General features: G+C 61.9%; 16 protein-coding genes. 9 read left to right on the plus strand and 7 right to left on the minus strand.

Annotated elements, in window-relative coordinates; translation table 11 throughout:
- Positions 1 to 60: 60 nt before the first annotated feature.
- Positions 61 to 741 carry a TetR family transcriptional regulator gene (locus VGV41_RS03155; RefSeq protein WP_326862203.1) on the minus strand — a complete coding sequence of 227 codons (681 nt, stop codon included), beginning with the start codon at positions 739 to 741 and terminating at the stop codon, positions 61 to 63.
- Positions 742 to 826: 85 nt separating this feature from the next.
- Between VGV41_RS03155 and VGV41_RS03160 the strand changes: the two genes are divergently transcribed.
- A complete protein-coding gene (locus tag VGV41_RS03160; protein WP_326862204.1) occupies positions 827 to 1,828 on the plus strand; it encodes an ABC transporter substrate-binding protein in 1,002 nt (333 codons plus the stop codon).
- 6 nt (positions 1,829 to 1,834) lie between these two features.
- Here the strand turns inward: VGV41_RS03160 and VGV41_RS03165 are convergent, their stop codons facing one another.
- Positions 1,835 to 2,719: a GNAT family N-acetyltransferase gene (locus VGV41_RS03165; protein WP_326862205.1), complete on the minus strand. Its 885-nt coding sequence runs from the start codon at positions 2,717 to 2,719 to the stop codon at positions 1,835 to 1,837.
- Positions 2,706 to 3,815: an NAD-dependent epimerase/dehydratase family protein gene (locus VGV41_RS03170; RefSeq protein WP_326862206.1), complete on the minus strand. Its 1,110-nt coding sequence runs from the start codon at positions 3,813 to 3,815 to the stop codon at positions 2,706 to 2,708. The genes VGV41_RS03165 and VGV41_RS03170 overlap by 14 nt, the downstream gene beginning before the upstream one ends.
- 234 nt (positions 3,816 to 4,049) lie before the next feature.
- Between VGV41_RS03170 and VGV41_RS03175 the strand changes: the two genes are divergently transcribed.
- The 5 genes from VGV41_RS03175 (at position 4,050) to VGV41_RS03195 (ending at position 8,436) form a co-directional block, all read left to right on the plus strand.
- Complete coding sequence (locus VGV41_RS03175; RefSeq protein ID WP_326862207.1) at positions 4,050 to 4,703, plus strand: TetR family transcriptional regulator; 654 nt, start codon at positions 4,050 to 4,052, stop codon at positions 4,701 to 4,703.
- An 80-nt stretch (positions 4,704 to 4,783) separates the two neighbouring features.
- Positions 4,784 to 5,935: a Gfo/Idh/MocA family oxidoreductase gene (locus tag VGV41_RS03180; RefSeq protein WP_326862208.1), complete on the plus strand. Its 1,152-nt coding sequence runs from the start codon at positions 4,784 to 4,786 to the stop codon at positions 5,933 to 5,935.
- A 20-nt stretch (positions 5,936 to 5,955) separates the two neighbouring features.
- The gene (locus tag VGV41_RS03185) at positions 5,956 to 7,146 is read left to right on the plus strand and encodes a dihydrodipicolinate synthase family protein (protein ID WP_326862209.1); all 1,191 of its coding nucleotides are present in this window, start codon (positions 5,956 to 5,958) and stop codon (positions 7,144 to 7,146) included.
- Positions 7,146 to 8,009, plus strand: a complete 864-nt coding sequence (locus tag VGV41_RS03190) for a sugar phosphate isomerase/epimerase family protein (RefSeq protein WP_326862210.1) — start codon at positions 7,146 to 7,148, stop codon at positions 8,007 to 8,009. Before VGV41_RS03185 ends, VGV41_RS03190 begins: the two co-directional genes overlap by 1 nt.
- 154 nt (positions 8,010 to 8,163) lie before the next feature.
- Complete coding sequence (locus VGV41_RS03195; RefSeq protein WP_326862479.1) at positions 8,164 to 8,436, plus strand: isochorismatase family protein; 273 nt, start codon at positions 8,164 to 8,166, stop codon at positions 8,434 to 8,436.
- A gap of 78 nt (positions 8,437 to 8,514) precedes the next feature.
- On the opposite strand, the gene VGV41_RS03200 is transcribed toward VGV41_RS03195, so the two are convergent.
- From VGV41_RS03200 to VGV41_RS03210, 3 genes are all read right to left on the minus strand, one after another.
- Positions 8,515 to 10,116 (minus strand): NAD(P)/FAD-dependent oxidoreductase, encoded by a 1,602-nt coding sequence (locus VGV41_RS03200; protein ID WP_326862211.1) that lies wholly within the window; start codon positions 10,114 to 10,116, stop codon positions 8,515 to 8,517.
- 1,438 nt (positions 10,117 to 11,554) lie between these two features.
- Complete coding sequence (locus VGV41_RS03205) at positions 11,555 to 11,917, minus strand: hypothetical protein (RefSeq protein ID WP_326862212.1); 363 nt, start codon at positions 11,915 to 11,917, stop codon at positions 11,555 to 11,557.
- A 628-nt stretch (positions 11,918 to 12,545) separates the two neighbouring features.
- Positions 12,546 to 13,289: a phosphorylase gene (locus tag VGV41_RS03210; protein WP_326862213.1), complete on the minus strand. Its 744-nt coding sequence runs from the start codon at positions 13,287 to 13,289 to the stop codon at positions 12,546 to 12,548.
- Between the two features lie 932 nt (positions 13,290 to 14,221).
- Between VGV41_RS03210 and VGV41_RS03215 the strand changes: the two genes are divergently transcribed.
- From VGV41_RS03215 to VGV41_RS03225, 3 genes are all read left to right on the plus strand, one after another.
- A complete protein-coding gene (locus VGV41_RS03215; RefSeq protein WP_326862214.1) occupies positions 14,222 to 14,389 on the plus strand; it encodes a hypothetical protein in 168 nt (55 codons plus the stop codon).
- Between the two features lie 317 nt (positions 14,390 to 14,706).
- Complete coding sequence (locus VGV41_RS03220; protein ID WP_326862215.1) at positions 14,707 to 15,483, plus strand: glycosyltransferase; 777 nt, start codon at positions 14,707 to 14,709, stop codon at positions 15,481 to 15,483.
- Between the two features lie 42 nt (positions 15,484 to 15,525).
- Positions 15,526 to 16,575 (plus strand): AI-2E family transporter, encoded by a 1,050-nt coding sequence (locus VGV41_RS03225; protein ID WP_326862216.1) that lies wholly within the window; start codon positions 15,526 to 15,528, stop codon positions 16,573 to 16,575.
- 372 nt (positions 16,576 to 16,947) lie between these two features.
- Here the strand turns inward: VGV41_RS03225 and VGV41_RS03230 are convergent, their stop codons facing one another.
- Complete coding sequence (locus VGV41_RS03230; protein WP_326862217.1) at positions 16,948 to 18,393, minus strand: peptidoglycan-binding protein; 1,446 nt, start codon at positions 18,391 to 18,393, stop codon at positions 16,948 to 16,950.
- Between the last annotated feature and the right edge of the window lie 1,378 nt (positions 18,394 to 19,771).

The following is a 19,771-nucleotide window of genomic DNA, read 5'->3' on the forward strand; positions in this document are numbered from 1 at the left end:
TGCCTTGCCTAACTTGCACGGATGCCAGCCCGGAACGCGGCTCCGTTGTAGAGATCTGTTTCATGGTCTGAGGTAGCCCAGGATAACATCCACCGTGTGGCGAAGGTGCGCTTGTCGCGCTGAAGGCGCGTCGAAGTCGCGGCCGAAAATCACCGACAAGGTGTGAAGGTTCGAGAAATAGAAGAACCCCAGTGCTGCAATCGTGATGTAGAGCTCAGCCGCGTCGACGCTGCTGCGGAAGACGCCGATCTGGCGGCCTCGATCCAAAAGATCTTCAATCACGCCCAGCAAGGAGGTATGAGCCTCTCGAATTTTCTTTGAGCGCCGGAGATACCGCGCACGCTGCAGGTTTTCGCCAACGAGCAGCGAGATGAACTCCGGATGTGCGGAATCATATTGGATCGTGAACTCGATCAGCCGTCGCATTCCGTCGATGGGGGACAGATGGACCACATCGAGCGCCCTTTCCTCGCTGCGGATGTGCAAATAGGCCTGCTCGAGCACCGCAAGCCAGAGTGCCTCCTTGTTACCGAAGTAGTGGTACAGCATGCGCTTGCTGACGCCGGCGCGGTGCGCAATCTCGTCGACGCGCGCGCCTGCCAGGCCTTTGCCGGAAAATTCGAGAGTTGCGGCGTTCAAGATGCGACGCTGCGTCACCGCAGGCTGGCGCCGCTGCGGCGAACCCGGTGCGGCGCGACGCGAGCGCGAGTTGACAAGCCTGGAGGAGGTTCGTAGCGTCATGTGTAACCAACCAGTTACTAGAAACCGGGCTCATCCGCAATGTGGACGAAAGCCCTGCACATCGGACCGTCCTGGGAGGTCGTTCATGAAATTTCGTATGTCAGTTTTGGCTCTGGCGGTGCTCGCCTCCGCAGGCGTTGCACACGCGAACGAGCAAGTCAGCTTTCTGCTGAACTGGGTCGCCGGCGGTGATCACGCCCCGTACTACTATGCGCAGAAAATGGGCTGGTACAAAGATGCAGGCATTGACCTGACACTTCTGCAAGGCAAGGGCTCGGTCGTCGCGGCGCAAGCCGCCGCGGCCGGCGTCGATACGTTCGGCCTGGCGGACATGGCCACGATCATGGTCGCGATTGGCAAAGGCGGTGATGCGGTTGCCGTGATGGACGTCTATGCGAACTACCCAGGCGGGTTCTATTGGCTGAAGAGTTCCGGCATCAAATCGGTCAAGGATCTCGCCGGCAAGAAGATCGGCAATCCTCCCGGCGATGCCGCGCGAGCACTGTGGCCCGCGCTTGCCAAGGCGAATGGCATTGATCCGAACTCGGTGACTTGGGTCAATCTGAGTCCGAACGCGAAGCTGGCGGCGCTCAAGGCCGGTACGGTAGATGCGGTGACCGAATTCTATAACCTCCACCATGTCTACAAGAATACGCTCGGCGCGAATATGGGTTACCTGGCGTGGAAGGATGCTGGCGTCAATCCGTACGGCAATGCGATCGCGGTCAACGGGGCTTATCTCAAGGCGCACCGCGCTACGGTGGCTGCTTTTGTGAAAGTGACCCAGAAGGCGTTCGCCGCTTGCGTGACCAAGCCAGATCCGTGCATTCAGGCGCTCGTCGAAGCCAATTCCGGTCTGCAAGCCAAAGATCAGCTCGTCAACTGGCAAGAGGTCGAGCAACTGATGAGCGACAAGACTTCGCAGACGCAGGGACTTGGCTGGTTCGATCCGAACCGCATGCAGGACACGTACAACCTCGTGAAGCAGTACGTCGGCCTCGACAAGCCGTTCGACGTCAGCAAGTACTACACGAACGAGTTTCTCGATAAGTCGATCAAGATGAAGGTCGTGCCTATGACGCCGTGAGGCGGTTTAACCGAGTTCAGGCCCGGCGATTGCAAACAGCCGGGCCGTGTCATCGAAAGCGTGCGAGCGGCCGTAGACCATGCGGGTCAGCGGCCGTTCGATTTTAAAGCCCAGTGTGCTGAGCCATTCGCCGAGCCGACTGTGCCGGTCGGGCAGGTCGATTGCGAGCGGGGCAGAGATGGTATGCAGCGCGTGGCTCAGAAGCGCGCCGGCTACGCTCTCATCACCGGCAGCCAACGGGCCGAGCTGGTTCATCGTGCGGCCGTCCCGGCCCAGCAAAAAGCCGACGACGCGCCCATGACGCTCCGCAACCAGGGCAGCCGCTGGAAGCCGGGCGGCGAGGCGGCGCAAAAGCCGGCTTCTGTCGGCACCGAACACATCGGTGTCGAGCGCGATGATCGCAGACCAATCCTCTTCGGCGATCGGACGGATAGTCGCACCCTCCTGCGCACCGCGTTGGCTCGACGACCGCACCTGTTGGGCCACCGCACGGCGCATGGCCCAACAGTCGTTAAAACCGAGACCGAGATAGACCATCCGGCCGGCGGGCGTGGCATCGAGCACGGGGACGAGCTTTTTCGCGATCAAGTCGTCCATGCAGCGCCGCAGGAGCCAGCGAGCGAGCCCCCGACGCCGCTCGGACGCCGTCACCAGCACCATGCTGATCCAGCCGAAACCGCCGCCGTGGGGCAGTGTCGCGGCGGTCGCTATCAAAGCGCCACTGCTGCGCGTCAGTCCGACGACGTGGCCGAGTTCCAGAAATAATCGCCAATCAGCGGCGGTCTGATTCCAGCCTGCCTCCTGCGACAGCGCCATCGCCGCGGCCAAGTCGGATTCGCTCAACTCCCGGGCGGCGACGCCGGATGGCAAAACTTGGTCAGAAACTGCCATCGCGGCTATCGTAATGTGTTTCCTTGCCCAGGCTGCGCATCCCGCGGCTGACCCAGTCGGCCACCCAATCGACCATGCGCGGAAGCGGAACGGCTGGATAGCCGAACAGCCGATGCGCGTGCGACGAGTTGATCAACCATCCCATCGTGGCCTCGGTACCGACGAAGCGCGGGGTCTTTCCAAGGCGCTGACCGAAAGCATCGGCCAAGGCCCGGATGCTGATGGTCTCCGGGCCGCTTACATTGAGCGGTTCGGTCGGGCTAGTGCAGTGCGCCAGCGACTGGAGGACTATGCTGTTGGCGTCGCCCTGCCAGATGACATTGGCGTGGCCGGCCGTGACGTCGATCTCCTGACCGGTCATCACCTTTTGAGCGACATCGTGCAAAACGCCGTAGCGCATGTCGATCGCGTAGTTTAGGCGGATCAGCCGCCCCGGCGTGCCGTGCAGACGCGAAAAATATTCGAACATCCGCTCGCGACCGACGCAGGAATTGGCATATGTGCCGCGCGGGTCCGGCGGCGTCGCTTCGGTCGCGCCGCCGTGCAGGATATTCACAAACGGATACACATTGCCGGTCGAGAAGGCGACAATGCGGGACTCCTTGAACGCTTCGGCCACTAGCGACGGCACCATGACGTTCATCGCCCAGGTCAGATCCTCGCGGCCCGTCGTGCCGAATTTGCGGCCCGCCATGAAAATGAGGTTCGACGATTTCGGCAGCTTCGCAATGGCGTCGCGATCGAGCAGGTCGGCGGCGATGCATTCGACGCCCAGCGACTCCAGCTTTTCTCTCAGCCCGGACTCGCTGAACCGGGCGACACCGTAGATGCGCCGGTCAGGCGCCGCGCGGCGGGCCATCTGCGCGAGTGTCGGCCCCATCTTGCCGCCGACGCCGAGGATCATGAGGTCGCCGGCCACGCCTTGCAGCGAGGCTTCCAGCGACGCCGACGGCCTCGTCATGAATTCTTCGAGTTCGTCCTCATCGGCGAAGCGTTCTGGCCAGGCGGTAGGTGGATTGGTCATCGTGTCCGCGGTGTGTGGGTTTTGGCGTCTCCGGTCATCGGAAAGCCGGCCGGCTTGGCGTCGAGCCGCCATAAGTAACCATCCGGATACTTAAGGACGACGCATGCTATCGCCGTGCTCTGACGCGATCAAGACAGTTGTCGGACGCTTCGTTGCCGGCCAGCGGCAAAGACCCGCGCCCGTCGTGACATGACGCCCCTCGCGTCAATGGCATTGCGCTCGTCCGGTCGCTGGGTTCTAACAAGGCAATTGACTTGGAATTCCGTCCTTCCGGGCCGACATCATCTCCCCTGCATGAGCAAAAGTGTGGCGAAGAAACGAGCGAACAAGCGGGCGTCGGGCTGGCTGCAGGATCCCGCTGGCATGCGAAGCCGCATCCTGGCCGCGGCGACGAGGGAGTTTGCCAGACACGGTTTTGGCGGGGCGCGCATCGACCGGATCGCAGACCTCGCCGGCGCAAACAAGCGGATGGTCTACTACCACATCGGCGACAAGGAAGCGCTCTATCTGGCCGTGCTGGAAGCGGCATATGCGCAAATTCGCCAGGCCGAGCGCGAACTGAACCTGGAGGCGCTTGGTCCGAAGGAGGCGATCCTCAAGCTGCTCACCTTCACGTGGGAATACTACCTCCGTCATCCTGAGTTCCTTTCGCTACTGAATGAGGAGAACCAGATGGGAGCGAACTTTCTGCGCAAGTCGAAACGGATTCGGGAAATGCGCTCCCCCTTCGTCTCGCTTCTTTCCCACATCCTGAAGCGTGGCGCTGCCAGCGGCGAGCTGCGGGAAGGGATTGATCCGATCGAGCTCTATATCTCGATCGCCGGGCTCTGCTATTTCTATCAATCCAACAGCGCGACCCTGAGTATCGTCTTCGGCCGGGACCTGCTGTCGCGCCGCGCCAAAGCGCGCCGCCTGGCCCATATGACCGTTTTTCTTTTGGCCGCGCTGCGGCCCGCCTGAACGTCTCGCTGCCTTGACCGCAAATACGCGTCCGACTAAATTAACTGTCTGGTTAAAAGCTCGTATTCGGGAGGTTGCCGTTGGCGACGCGTAGACTCGGTATTATCATGAACGGCGTCACGGGCCGGATGGGTACCAACCAACATCTGGTTCGTTCCGTGCTCGCGATCAGGACCGAAGGTGGCGTCAGGCTCGCGAGCGGCGACAGGGTCATGCCGGACCCGATCCTGATCGGCCGTAACCCCGACAAGGTGGCGGCGCTCGCCAAGCAATACGGTGTGGAACGTTGGTCGACCGATCTCGACAAAGCGCTCGCGAACAAGGAAGACGAGCTCTTCTTCGACGCCGCGACAACCCAGATGCGGCCGAAGCTGCTGGAGCAGGCCATCGCCGCTGGCAAGCACGTCTATTGCGAAAAGCCGATCGCCACGACACTTCAGGAGGCGCTGGTCGCCTGCCGTCGTGCCGAGGAGGCCGGCATCAAGAATGGTGTCGTCCAGGACAAGATATTTTTGCCGGGCCTGCTCAAGCTGAAGATGTTGCGCGATTCGGGGTTCTTCGGCCGCATGCTCTCCGTGCGCGGCGAGTTCGGATACTGGGTCTTCGAGGGTGACTGGCAGGCCGCGCAGCGCCCCTCATGGAACTATAAATTGGACGAAGGTGGCGGCATCATTCTCGACATGCTTTGCCACTGGCGCTACGTGCTCGACAACACCTTCGCCGAGGTGAAGTCGATTTCGTGCCTCGGCACGACCCACATTCCCCAGCGATGGGACGAAGGCGGCCGGGCCTATAAGGCGGATGCCGACGACGCCGCCTATGCCACGATCCAGCTCGAAGGTGGCGTGATCGCCACGATCAACTCTTCCTGGTGCGTGCGGCCGTACCGCGACGATCTCGTCACCTTTCAGGTGGATGGCACGCACGGTTCGGCCATTGCCGGTCTCCACGACTGCATGATGCAGGCGCGACAGGCGACGCCGCGGCCGGTGTGGAATCCGGACCAGAAGCAGACTCTCGACCTCTACGCGTCCTGGCAGCCGGTGCCGAACTTCGCCAACTTCGACAACGGCTTCAAGGTGCAATGGGAGATGTTCATCCGCCACCTCGTCGAGGATGCTCCGTACAAATACACGTTGCGCGAGGGCGCGAAGGGCCTCCAGCTCGTCGAAGCGGCGATGCAGAGCTGGAAAGACCGGCGATGGGTCGACATCCCGGCGCTTTCTTTCTGAATGGCGGAGGAGGTTTCCGCATGAACCGCATCGACAGGCCCTTGCAGGCAATTGCAATCGATCTCCCGCGGGCGGACCGAACGATCGAACGCTTTCGGCTTTCGGCCCCGTCTGATTTCCCATCGCGGGCCGCCGGCGAGCTCAACCGCACTGCATTCGCCGCCGCGCACGTGGTGGCCGACCCACTGGCGGATAACGATCCCTGGCTCGATTGCGCGATTGACTGGGACCGTACGATCGCCTTTCGCGAGCATCTGTGGGGCCTCGGGCTTGGCGTCGCCGAGGCGATGGACACCGCGCAACGCGGAATGGGCGTCGACTGGCCGACTTCGTTCGAACTCATCAGCCGGTCCGTGGCCGCCGCGCGTGCCTGCAACGGGCTCGTCTTCTCCGGTTGTGGCACCGATCAGCTCGCTCCGGCGGATGCCAGGAGCATCGATGACGTTATCCGCGCCTACGAAGAGCAGATCGAGGCGATCGAGGGAATCGGCGGTCGCATCGTGCTGATGGCCTCGCGCGCCTTGGCCAGGGTCGCGCGTTCGCCTGACGACTACGCTGCGGTTTATGGACGGATTCTCGAAAGCGTTCGCGAGCCGGTCATCATCCACTGGCTCGGGGACATGTTCGATCCGGCGCTGGCCGGTTACTGGGGCTCGTCTAATCTGACCGAGGCCATGGACACGGCGACCGCGATCATCAATGCGCACGCGTCCAAGGTCGACGGGGTGAAGGTCTCACTGCTCGACAAAGACAGGGAGGTCGCCATGCGCCGACGGCTGAAGCCCGGCGTTCTGATGTATACCGGCGACGACTTCAATTACGCGGAACTCATAGCTGGCGATGCGCAGGGCTATTCGCATGCATTGCTCGGTATCTTCGACGTCATCGCGCCTGCCGCCTCGGCGGCCTTGGTCCGCCTTGCTGCCAACGACCGCGCGAGCTTCGAGCAGATTCTCGCGTCGACGGTCCCGCTCTCGCGCGACATCTTCAAAAGCCCGACGCGGTTCTACAAGACCGGCGTCGTCTTCATGGCCTATCTGAACGGTCATCAGGATCATTTCACTGTCGTCGGCGGGCAGGAAAGCGCGCGGTCGACGCTGCATCTGGCCGAAATCTTTCGGCTCGCCGATGCGGCCGGCCTGCTGCGTGACCCTGACATGGCGGCCGCGCGGATGCGCCATGTCATGGCGAGCCGAGGCGTGGGCGGTTGATGCGCGACCTCTCCAAGGACCACCGCTGGTTTTCTCTGAACACGGCCACGGTGCGTCGACAGGGCTCATTGATCGAGATCGTGGATGCCTGTGCCCGGCATGGCGTGCGCGCCATCGATCCCTGGCGCGACCAGGTCGCCGCGGTCGGGCTCAAGGCCGCAGTGAAAGCGGTGCGCGACGCGGGGCTGGAATTGTCCGGCTATTGCCGCGGCGGGATGTTCCCGTGCGATGCCGGACACCGCACGGACGCGCGCGACGACAATCGGAGGGCGGTCGACGAGGCGGTGGCCTTGGGCGCCTCCTGTCTCATTCTGGTCGTTGGGGGCCTGCCGCAATATTCGCGTCCAGGAAGTGCGGCATCGAAGGACCTGTCTGCGGCCCAGGAACAGGTCGCCGATGCGATCGCCGAACTGCTCGATTATGCCCGCGGCGCGCGCATGCCACTCGCCATCGAGCCTCTGCATCCGATGTACGCGGCCGACCGCGCCTGCGTAAATACGATGCGACACGCTCTCGACCTGTGCGACCGCATCGATCCGGCGCGCAGCGGCATGCTCGGCATCGCACTCGATCTGTACCATACCTGGTGGGATCACGAGCTCTATCGCCAGATCGGCCGCTGCGGTCGCGAGCGCATGCTTGCGTTCCACGTCTGCGATTGGCTCGTGCCGACGACGGACATGTTGAACGACCGTGGCATGATGGGCGACGGCGTCGTCGATATCCCGCGCGCCCGGGCTGCGGTCGAGGAACTGGGCTACTCGGGCTATGTCGAGGTCGAGCTGTTCTCGCAGCGTTGGTGGTCGCTGCCCATGGACGAGGTCATCTCTACCTGTATCGAACGCGTGAAGACGGTTGTGTGATAAGGCGGCATGCCACACGGTTCTGAATAAGCTTGAGCGAAGCGCCCGGCGTGCTGCCGCGCTGGCGCCTAAGGCCTTCGGAGCGCAACTCTGGCCGGGACTCGACGTGCGGCCTGTCGACCTGACAATCGAGAAGACGCGCTAAAGCGCCTTTATCCAGGGGTCGTCCGTTCTCGAACAGGAGTTACGTGCCCGGGGCATCACCACCGTCTGGGTCGGTGGGACGACGACCAACACCTGTTGCGAGTGTACGGCCCGCGACGCGATGCTGCTGGACTTCCGGACCACAATGGTCAGTGACGCGAATGCCGATCACACCGAAGACCAGCACAACGCGACTCTGGTGGCTTTCTGCAGCAAATTCAGCGACGTGGCCTCGACCGGCGATCTGATCGCGCGGCTGACGGCCGTCCACGTTCGCGCTTGAGCGGACTTTGTCCGGCCACAGGATTTTCGAACCGACGCAATCGGTAGTCGCGGTGCGCCCGGCACCGCAACTCGAACGTTATAATCGCGCCAAGCGGTCGGACAGGGGCGGCGGCGCCCAGTCTGCTCTGAGGCCGAGGTCCGCGAGAACGACCTGCGCGGCGTTGTATCCCGGCAGACCGGTGACGTTCCCGCCAGGATGGCTACTCGATCCGCAGAGATAAAGTCCACGGAAGGGACCGCGATAGTCGCCCGCACCTGGAAATGGCCGGTCGTAGCCGATCTGTCCGTTGGCGAAGGCACCGACCAGCAGGTCGCCTTCGCGCATGTTCGGCAAGCAGCGCTCGACATCCAGCGCTGAGCGCGTGAACGAGCCGAGCACCGCATCCGCCATGTTCGGCGCGAACTCGCGCCAGACCGCAAGCATGCGTTGGCCGTGAGCATCACGTTCGCGGTCCCAATTCTGCGCGTCGCCGTGCAGACGATAGGGGAGCTTCTCCCACATGAAGGCCGTGTGCTTGCCGGCCGGCGCCTGCGAGGGATCGAACAAGGTCGGGCAGGCGCCCCACATCACTGTCGGCGGGATCGTGCCGGCCTCGTGGTGACGAACAATGTCTGAGAACTGATCGACGTGATCAAGCCCCATAATGACCATGAAGGCCCGTGTAAGCTCCGGATGCGCCTGGGAGGCTCGGTACGCGGGCGCCTCGGACAGATTGACGTTCAATGCGAACAGCGGCGCAATGAGATTGTAGGCGAAGGCGGCCGCCTTTTCAGCGTAGCTCTTCGACAGAAGCCTCTGGTCCAGCAGATCGAGAAAGGTCTGGTGCGGATTGAGCGAGGACGCGACGAAGTTGGCCCGGATGAATTCGCCAGTCGCCGTCTCAACGCCCGTGACCTTGTCGTTCTCAACAACTATCCGTTTGGGCTCGGTCAGCAGACGGATCTCGCCGCCTGTCTCGCGCACGGCCCGCTCCAATGCGCGGCCGAGCGCAGCCGTGCCGCCGCGGCTCATCTGTGCCTTCGCAGGGCTCGCGAGCAGTGCCGCGATGTGGTGACCGAAGCCACGAAGGCGAAGATCGACCTCGCGAAGCCCGTTGAAGAACAGGAGGCCGGCCTGGATCACCGGATTTTTGAATTCGCGCTGCACAAATTCGAGGGGCGAAAGCGCGCTTGCCTCCAGCAATTTGCGCCCCATCGCGCTGCGCTCAATCAGCGCCCGTCGCTCGTGCGCCGGCAGGGGAGGGGACCGGCTTTCCCACATGAGAATGTTCTCGACGATCGGGATGAAGTCGTCATGCCACCGGCGTAAGGTGGCAGCATCATCTGCATCGAAGACCTTGAAGGACTCCGCCGTACGCTCGAAGTCCGTCCACCATTCGAGCGCTCGCCCGTCGCGGGTGAGCATGGCGACGTTGAGCTCAGGCTCTATGTACTCGGCACCGCGCGCGGCAAGGTCAAGGTCGTGATACCAGGGCATCCCGGTCACTGCGCGCTGAAAGAAGGCATGTGTGTTGTGCAGGAAGCCAGGGAAGCGCGGGTCCTCCATCGTGCTGAGGCCGCCGCCGGCGATCTGGCGCCGTTCCAGAGCCACGGTCTTCAGCCCCGCCATGCCGAGATAGGCTTGCAGGATGAGTCCGTTGTGGCCGGCGCCCAAGAGCACCCCGTCATAACTGGGCATTGCGCCGCTCCTTCCCTGGAGAATCTCTGCACAATCGGTGCTCCAGTGGCAAGCCGAGCCGATAGCTGCGATTCTGCCGGAGTGACCGGTCGAATCGGTCAACTTCCTGCGCTCAAATTGAGCCGGTCAAATCTGACTTCGGGTTTTCGGATTAGAGCGGACGCGTTCATGCGAATTCCCGACGGCCGATGGCCTGACCCGGACTAAGCTGCTGGCGGGCGTGAGGTCCGGTTCCTCGCGTAGATCGGGGCTGCTCAATCAGCTCGGCCAGAGCCGGACCTGTCCCAAGACCGACCAAGGCGCCGAAGCGCGCGAGGTCCCCATCTCACCATAGATCGGACATCCCCAGCTTGGTTCGTGACGGCCGGACGTGACCACCGCGGCACACCGAGGCGCTGGGAACGCGCCGCGTTTAGATCAATCGGCCGTGAAACCGGGCGGCGAACTCTGCAGCGTCTGCCTGTCGGGCAAAGCACCAGTGCGAATGCCAAATCGATCCGTCGTGGCGATTGCGCCCGTTGACGATCGCAATCCCGCGCTGCCGATGCCAGTCATTCATAGCATCCATTCGCTTGCCCAACCCACCTGGTAGGACATCGATTTCAACCGCGTGCGGAAAGTCGCGCTCGATGCTCAGGTCGCTGCGACGGCCTCTGTGACGGCTCATTCTGGGGGGCGACGGCTGGCGGGAATAATGGGGGGAACCGCCGCGCACCCTATTGCTCGGATTGCCACGGCAAATACGTAAATTTACGGGGGGGCGGTGGTGCCCCGAGGCATTGCGAGGAATTTTGCTGCAAGGCCAGACGCCGGGGCCCCTTTTGCCCGAGCCTGACCAGGCCGCCGGAGCGCGTCTGGTCAGCTTCCGAGCGGTGATCGGACCTGCGCAGCGTCGTGGGCGACAGCCGCTCATGGCCCGAAGCTGACTAGGGCGTCGAAAGTCGCGAAGCCTGCTTGCGACAGCCGCTCGGCGAGTGGCGGGACGTGAACCTCCGTCATTGCTAAGATGCTGCCGCTAAGCGCTATTACATTTTGCTCAATCGGACTGCAGCTTGAGCGCTGAGGGAAGCTCGGGTATCTGCAGCCGCTAAGGCTGCTTCTGGCTCTTATCCCGTGGCCGAAGTTGTAGCTGCCGAGGTGTAATGGTCCCGCATTGAGGGCATCGATAGGTGACCTCGCCGAGCCCCTTGTATTTGCCTGGCTCTGATCTAATTGCGGTCATTTCGACCTTGCATCCCGGGCACATGACCTTCGGGAATTCTTGCTTCATTGTCCGGCCGAAACGTTCACGGCTCCTCTGCTGGAAATTGAGCAGAGGAATTGGAGAGAGAATATACAGCAATCGGCCATGTCAGCCAGCGCATTGGTTGGAGCCGCTGCCCGCCGGCACGCAGCGAGGCCGATGCGCACGCCGGCGTCCGCCACGAGCAGCAAGACGTCATTTCGACCCGGAAGTCGTTCCGGCCGAGCCTTGGGAGCCGGCACTGCCGGTCGTGCCACTTCCCGACTTGCTCGAATTCGGCACTTCGGTGAGCATCATCATCGAGTTCGGACCGATGACCATGTTGACCGGGTCCCCGTTCTTGTCCTTTGCGCTGACGAGGAATGATCCAGGGACGATCTGAACGTTGGTAAAGCCGTCCTGCTGCAGCTTAGAGCGTATTTCGCTGGGTAGGTTCTGGGGCGACTGCGTGGAAGCGGAATTCGTCGGCGTGCTAGCCCCGTTGGTTGAAAGATTTGCGGCGATGGCTGGCGACGCAACCGCGCACACCAGGGCCGTTGTGATGATCAATTTCCGCATCGTGCTTGCTCCTTCGTCGTCGCTCCAGAATGTGAACATTGGCCACGTTGGGATCGTTCCGTCGCTGCCGCCTTGAGCGAACGGCTATATCGCAAATCTAAATTGCGGCATGTAGCCGCAGGGACGACGAATAATATCGAAGCTGGCGCGCGAAGGAGAAATTTGAAAGCCTGGCCCTTCCGGCAACATGCGAGGTGGAGGGCGCCGCGTCCGCAGGTTACGAGATGGCGTCTTCTATCGAGTGCTGAATCTGCGTGCGGGGATTGCGCCGCGGAGATCCTGTTGATCACAGGAGTGAATTGTCCCGGAGAGAGTCTCACGTGGTCCTAATTCGCGTCCGCAATGAGCCCTGGCCGGGTATAATCCAGAACGGCCCAATGATGCTCGACAGATCTGGAGCTAAAAGTTGAAAGGGCGACGGGCGCGGTGCTCTCAACCCGCTTGATACTGACTACAGGAATTTTTCGCCGGTGGCCATGAGCAAAGAAAGCGACAGCGGCGGGGTCGAGCGATTGGCCTGAAAAGCTCAGTACGGCGGCAGAACGTGAGTGCACTTGGCGGCGCTGATGATAAGCAGGGTACCAGTTAGGGTGATCGTGAGAACTGCCATTTTCCAGATCACGGAGCCTCAGGGCGCGCCGGCGAGCAGTTCGTCGCCTACGATCTCGATGACCTGCGCGGGCGCGGCGGCCTCGAGCCCCGGCAGGCCGAGGTCGTCGCCGAGCATAGCCATCGCCCGCGACAGGCTGCGGCGCGCCAGCCAAGTGTCGCGCGCGATCGAGAGCAGCACTGGCACATCATGCGGCCGCCGCATCAGCGCGCGCATGACGCCGAGCGGATTAGCGCGCCCGTCGGGATGGAGGCCGCACAGCGCTGCTTCCGGCACACGGCGATGCGCCGGATCGGCAACGATCCGCAGGCAGGCGAAGGGCAGACCGCGGTCCCGCGCTATCAGCGCGGTTATATGTGACTCTGTGTCGACCGCGAGGGCGCCGGTCGTTTCGAACAGTTCGCGCTTATCCTCGGGGTCGATGATCACGCGGTCGGCGCCGAGAATGCGGGCACGACGCGACCGGCTGCTGGCTTGCATGAGCCGCTGCGACCAACGGGCATCGGTCGGTACCGGACCCTTCGGGGTCGCGATTTCGGAGGCGACGAGATGCGTGCCAGTCCGCAGCCTGTGGTCGAGCCCCCCTGCAATACCGAAGCTGATGGCCCCGCGGCAGCGCGGGTCGTGGAGCGCCCGCTCCATTGCGGCTTCCGCTTCGCTGCCGCGCCGGCAGCAGACAGTGGCTCCCTTGCTGGCCCGGGCAATACGGGCCTCGAAAGCAAGCCCCACCACGACAAGTATAAATGGGCGAGTTGAAGGCATTCATAAGTCGCGGTGCGCTGCCGATGCTTCAGCTTGACACCCATCGCTAGCGGCCACTTGCTTAGGCAGCCGACTGACAGATCCCGAAGGGGGCGACTTGTAGAACCTGTGCAAGGGAGATGCCTGCGAAGCAGAACCTCTGCGTTGATGAGCCGGTGCTTGCGCTTGATCCGAAGCCGCAGCCTCTCCCCGGTTTAAAATTCGGCCAAGAGTACGAACGTGCATACGAAGACGTCTGGCGGTCTCCGCCTTATTGCATCCGCACGCTTCATAAAAATCCAAGATGTGATGCAATTGAACTAAATCCGGGTGCATTGCCGTCAGCGCGTGAGAGTTATAAATGTTTCGGCCAAGGATATGGTTCAGAAGATGCTCAGAACATCCCGGCCTCGGGATTACGTCTGAGGCGCCTGCTTTCGTTACTGCGACCGCCATGGCTATCGTTGCATAACTGCTTAGTATGATGCATTTTATTTCGGCGTGCTTCGCCTTTATCGACGCAATTGCTGAAACAGCATCCTTATCTTCCGGCCCGACATCCAACAGCGCTGCGATTACCGACTCTGCGATCTCGTAATTGATTGCCTGTGCCAATGACCCAAGGCGAGTAAGGAACAGGCCCGATCGCACAAAGTCTGGCTCGAGTGTATGAAAGAGGCGATTATCTTTCGTGATCAGTAACACTTCAGGAGCGGCGGGGGCTGTGCTCATCGCCCGATTACTTTCGGCACTGAGTGGACCGATATTGCAAGCAGGCGGAGTAGCCGGTCACTGATTTCATCTGGTCAACGAATGTTCGAAATACTACAGAGGACGGGTGCGGCCAGCCGGAGCCCCCAACACGGAGGCGACAATGTGCCGGAGCTTCGCGCTGGCTGCGAGAGAAAAACATTGAAGGACGAGAAAGGTTCGAAAACTTACGAAATATCGTATTGAGATATATCGTCGCGGTGCTGCTGAGCGAGCGACCTGAGGCGACCGACTGTCCTCACGCTGCACATGCCATTATCGGTATTGCCCTTGCTCAAGTACATGTGGCGATCGGCGATATTGCCATTGACGATGATGGGAAAGCCATCCTCCACCTTCATATCGTATAGCCCGATCGGACGTTTCGACCGGCGGAAAGCATTTCGTGCGAAAGTCCAGTGTGATTTTTCGATTCGCGGGAACGCCAAGATTATGACGGCGTCACTTCTATGGGGCCCTTAGGGAATGACCGCCGTTGTACTCGCAACATTCGGCTTATAGTCGGCTAATCGAACCCGCGGTGTACCGTCTGGTTCGCGGGGCTAGTCTACGGCAGCGCGTTTCGGAGTTTACCAACGACCCGAACTGTCTGGTCCGAGTTCAGCCCGCGCAACTCGATTCCGAGTTCGTACTGGCAGACGGAACTTGCCTACCGCCCGGTGAACCGTTGCGCGCCGATATTCGGCTCGAGCCGGCCGCTGCCGAGCGCGATAACGGGCACCTCGTCGCCCATGTCGACTCGCACGTAGCCGGTCCCGACCTCAAGAATAGGAACCTCGCCAATGTCGGCAACCACTCCAGGCACGAAATTCTGGTGCTGATCGACAGCCCCACCGTCGGGCTGGGCTATCTTACCGGCATGGTAGCCGAATTACAGCGCGCAGGCTTCGGGGCTGTCACCTGCCTTTTCTGCCGCATTGCCGAGAGCAATCTATGGTCGCGGCTCCGGGCGACGAGCGTCAACATGCACTTCCTGCCCAGCGTGACTGGCGGCCTGACGCTCGGGCTCGTGCGTCCGGGCTCCCGCTCGACCATCGCGCTCATCCTAGGGCGGATCGGCGACTTTGACGCCTTCGCCGACCAACTCTGGGACAACTGCTCGATCGGCGATGCGATCCGCGGCGCCAGCTACATGGTTGCGGTGGCGCCTTTCGCGGTCGGCCATGTGCAGACAGAGACCACCGCGCGGCAGCTTGCCAAGAAGCATGAGCGGTTGGCCCGCACAATCAAGTCGGTCGATCCGCTCGGCCACGCGCGCAACGTCACCACCAACCCCGCTGCAAGACGCTCATCGTCGGTTGCTCAAGCTGGCGCTGCGCGCACTCGCGCAGGGCAGCGGCAGCGCTCCGCTCCCCGCACACGTCAGCTTTGCTTAAGTGCGCGCCGATGCTGCTGGAGACGTGGCAAGATAATGGCGTGGAGCATACCATCGGGTCAGAAATGACCGCAGTTGCAACCGGTTCACTCAGCTACGAACGCGCTCAACATGGGCGCGCAGGCATATGCTGTATTCATGGCTAGGCGAAGCAACCGCCGACAGTTTCAGGTTGCGCTGACATGGGGCGCCGCGGCGCTGCTCGTTTGGGTTTTGTGGGATGCACGGCTCGCCTTATTGCTCGCCTTCGGCGCATTCCTGACCGCGATCCTGCTCGGCTCGCTCGGTCGCATCCTCGCGCGATGGACGCGCTGTTCGGAAAAAATCGGGCTCGGCCTGGCCACGCTGCTGGTCATTGTCGTATTTGTCGGGACGGCATGCCTATTCGGGTCGCAACTCGCCTCCCAGCTCAGCGGAGTGATGAAACAGGTCGAAGCAGGCCAGCGATCGCTGCAAAACATGCTGGCGCAACACGGCGGCAGCGATCTCGGCACCACGATGGCCGAGAAGGGCTCATCGCTCATCACCTCGTTCGTCACCGATTTTGCCTCCCTCGGCTTGCACTTCCTCGAGGCTTTGATCGTCCTCGTCATCACCGCGATCTACCTTGCCGCGCAACCGAAGCTCTACAGTGGCGGCATTATCGCGATGTTCAGTACGGAATCGCGACCGCGCGTGCGGGAGATGATCGACCTCGTCGAAACGGCGTTGCGCCGCTGGCTGCTCGGCCAACTTGTGCTGATGCTCATCGTTGGCGCCCTAACGGCCGTCGGGTTGCTCATCATTGGCCTTCCCGACCCGGCCGCGCTTGCGCTCATCTCCGGGATCGCCGAGATCGTTCCGTATGTCGGGCCATTCGTCAGCGCTTTTCCGGCCCTGCTCGTCGCGCTGACGCTTGGCTGGTGGCCGATCCTGTGGACGGCTGGGCTTTATCTCCTCGTGCATTTAATCGAAGGCTATATCGCCGCACCGCTGCTTGAGCGACACTTCATCACCATTCCGCCGGCGCTAATCCTGATCGGCATCGTCGCTGTCGATCTCGTGTTCGGCGCCCCCGGGATCGTGCTCGCGGCTCCGATCACGGTGGTGGTCTATATCCTGATCAAGGCGAGCTACGTCGAGGACCCGCTGGAACTAGAGACCAAAAGCGGGCCCGCTTGATATTTAAGAAAGGGACCGGCTCTGCTCGCAGCCACCGCCCAGAACCTCAGGAAGCTGGCAGAGCTGATCCCGCTACCGAGCCTCAATCCGGTCTGAGATCAAGGAAGGACGATTGCCACGCGCCGCACGGCGATCCGTCGCAGTTCTCCTTCGTTGCACGGCCGACATCATCGGCCCGTAAGCTGCCTTGGAGAGCTGATTCGCTGCGCCTTCCAATGGCGCGGCCCGGGCCGATCGGGCCGGCAGTTCTCCTGACGGGAGAGAGGTCCTTCGGACCCACTTCGCAAGCGGGGATTCGATGGCCCGCCATCACGAGAAAGCGGCATCAGAGAAGACGCTCTGCACTGCTCCGTGGCTCCAGTAATTGGCTGGCTACTTTGCCCCGTTGTCGTAGCGCTCCCTGCGCTTCTCCGTCTTGGGCGTCGTGCCTTGATCGTTGGTCTGCCCGACCGAGCCTTTCTGCTCAGTCGCATTCGGAGGCGCACCGTTTTTCGTCCCTTGGCCGCTCGTTCCGTTTGGTGAACTCGCTTTCCGGCCAGCCGTGTCACTGGATTTACCCGTGCCATTCGTATTGCCGCTCGCGGAGCCAGTGCTCTCGCGAGCTGGCGTTCCGTTGCGTTTTGCTTGCGAGCCAGCGCCGTTAGACGCGTTCTCGGGCTGCGAGCCGGCGTTTTCGTTGCCGCCTTGCTTCGAACTGGTCTTGATCTTTCCGGAGAGCCCAAGGGACTGGACCGTGCGCTCATCAATCCGGCCGGTTGGGTCCACGCCTTCCTTGCGCTGGAAGCTGATCAGCGCATCACGGGTACGGGAGCCCCATTCGCCATCCGCGTGGCCGTGCAGGTAGCCCTTCTCGATAAGGACCGTCTGCACTTCTCTGATCTCGGCCGGGCTCAGATCGACGACCGTTGTGGCCTCGCTGCTTGCCCGTTCGGACCCGGCGGGGATAACCGCGACGATTCGCCGTGAGTGGTCCACGATGACGATCTCATCGCGCACGACAAAGTAGTCGTCATCCCGCCATTGCGGATAGACCTCGACGAGTGTCTCTGGCACCCGGACATAATGCACGTGCGCGGGGATAACCGTGCCGATGCTGACCGAGAAGTCGGGATTGCCGATCCGCGGCGCATCGTTCCGCGAGACGATCGACTGGCTTAACCGAGTGACCTTCGTGCGCTGATCGGACGACAGGTTTGCGCCCTGCACCTCGACCTTCTTCGACTCGGCGTTGGAAGGTTGTGCCGAGTTCGATGCCGTACCGTTGTTTTGCGGAGCAACAGCGTTCTTCTGCGCGTTCGGGCTGCTGGATTTCTCCTCGCCCGTCTGCTTGTCAGTCGTGCCTATGGCTGGTGCCTGAGCCGCTCTGTTAGCTGGGGTCTGGGCCGCTTTGCTGTCCGGCTGAGCCTGCTTCGATTGTGAGGACTTCGATGCTTTCTCCGGCCTCTTCTGGCTGTCTGATGTGGCTCTGCTGGGCTTCTCGCTCAAGCCGGTGTTCTTGCTCGGAGAGGACGATTCTTCATGCGTCGCTTGGCCGGTCGTACTCGGTTTGGCCTGGCTTTCGGGTGCTTTCGCACTTTGATTAGCAGCTTGTCCTGCCTTGTTCTCGGATGCCTGCGAAGAACCCGCTCGTTTATCCTTCTGCGCTTCTCTTGGACGGGACTGAAGGTCCCTGGATTCATGCTGACCTGCTTTTTGCGGCTGGCTCATCTCCTGGCCTGTTTTGGCTTTCTGATCATGGCTCGACTTCGCCATCGCGGCGGGCGCCCCGCAGATCAAGACGACGGCCGCGGCACTCGATAAGAGCGTACGCTTCAACATGCTTCTCTCCCGGTTGTGACCGCCCGAATGGCCCCTGTCCTGCCGAGATATGCCGTGGAGGCTTCAGACGTTCCGGGTCTGCGAAACTTTGGAGTTCACGATCCGGGTCGATCTGGTACGGGCGGCCGGAGCGAGCTCAGTTCCCATTGCTGCCGGCGAGTGCGGCGCCATCCGGTATAGGCCAAACAGCCGCTCATGGCCTGAGGCGGACCAAGCTCTTAGGCGATTTGAGGTCTGCTTGCGGGAGCAGGGCAGACCTAGGCCCAACCGGGGACAAACGACCGCTCACTCTTGCTGATCTCTGAGCCAAAGTCCAAATTGCGCCAGCATTTCTGACGACTTCTTCTTTCCGCCGATCGGCGCAGCAAGAACGATCCCGACAATGGCGTGTGCAGTGTGAGGACAGTCGGTCGCCTCAGGTCGCTCGCTCACCAGCACCGCGACAATATATCTCAATACGATATTTTGTGATCTTTCGAACTGTTTTCATCACTCAATGTTTCTCTTTCGCAGCCAGCGCGAAGCTCCGGCACATTGTTGCCCCCCGTGTTGGGGCTCCGGCTGGCCGCGCCCGATTTAAACTGGGCAGAGGCTGCGGCTTCCGGTCAAGCGCAAGCACAGGCTTATCAGCGCGAGGATTCTGCTTCTCAGACGTCTCACTTTGGTCGGGTGGTGAACCCCCTAGCAGAGGTCAGCGACGAGGTGCGTCAGATCACCGTCTTGAACGAGACGCATGAAGCATAGGCGACATCGTGAACCCGGCGGCCCAAGGGCCCCTCCAATGACGGGGGCTGAGGTGGAGGCAGGGCGACAGCGGAACACTGAAACAGAGTTGTGCATACCCTGGACGAAATGCGCAAACGCGCACTCGATTTGAGGGATGAGATTGATGCCCTCAGGGCCGAAGCGCGTCGTAACATAACGGAGCCGGCTGAGCTGCGGCGTATCGAGCACGCGCTACGGATCAAGATGACCGAAATCCAAGCCCTTAAGCTCGAGCTTGCCGCGTCGCATCCGCTCGCAGCGGACATGCTAATTCCGGGCCGGTACTCACGCTCCAGCAACAACTGAGCTTCGCAGGTCACTTCCCAAAGCTCGCGTGGGAGTGCTCCTAAAAGACGACACTATTGGGGAGCGTGGCGCGCCATCCAATGCGGACGTGCGTTGGAGACTGTATTTCGCTCCAGCCGGCCGAGCATCGACGGCGCCAATCGCTCAGCACGACATGCAGACAAGGCGGCACTCGATTGAGGCGGCGCAAACGTGAGACGGCGCCCGGGCTCGGGTCGGCCGAGGCCCGCGCTAAGCGCCTGAGGTGTGACCGTGAGGTCAGCGTCAATCCCCTTCAGAGAGGCCGCCGCTACGAAATTTACAGCGG

Origin of the sequence: Pseudolabrys sp. (assembly GCF_035943735.1) — a bacterium.
In the GTDB taxonomy this organism is placed as follows: Bacteria; Pseudomonadota; Alphaproteobacteria; order Rhizobiales; family Xanthobacteraceae; genus Pseudolabrys.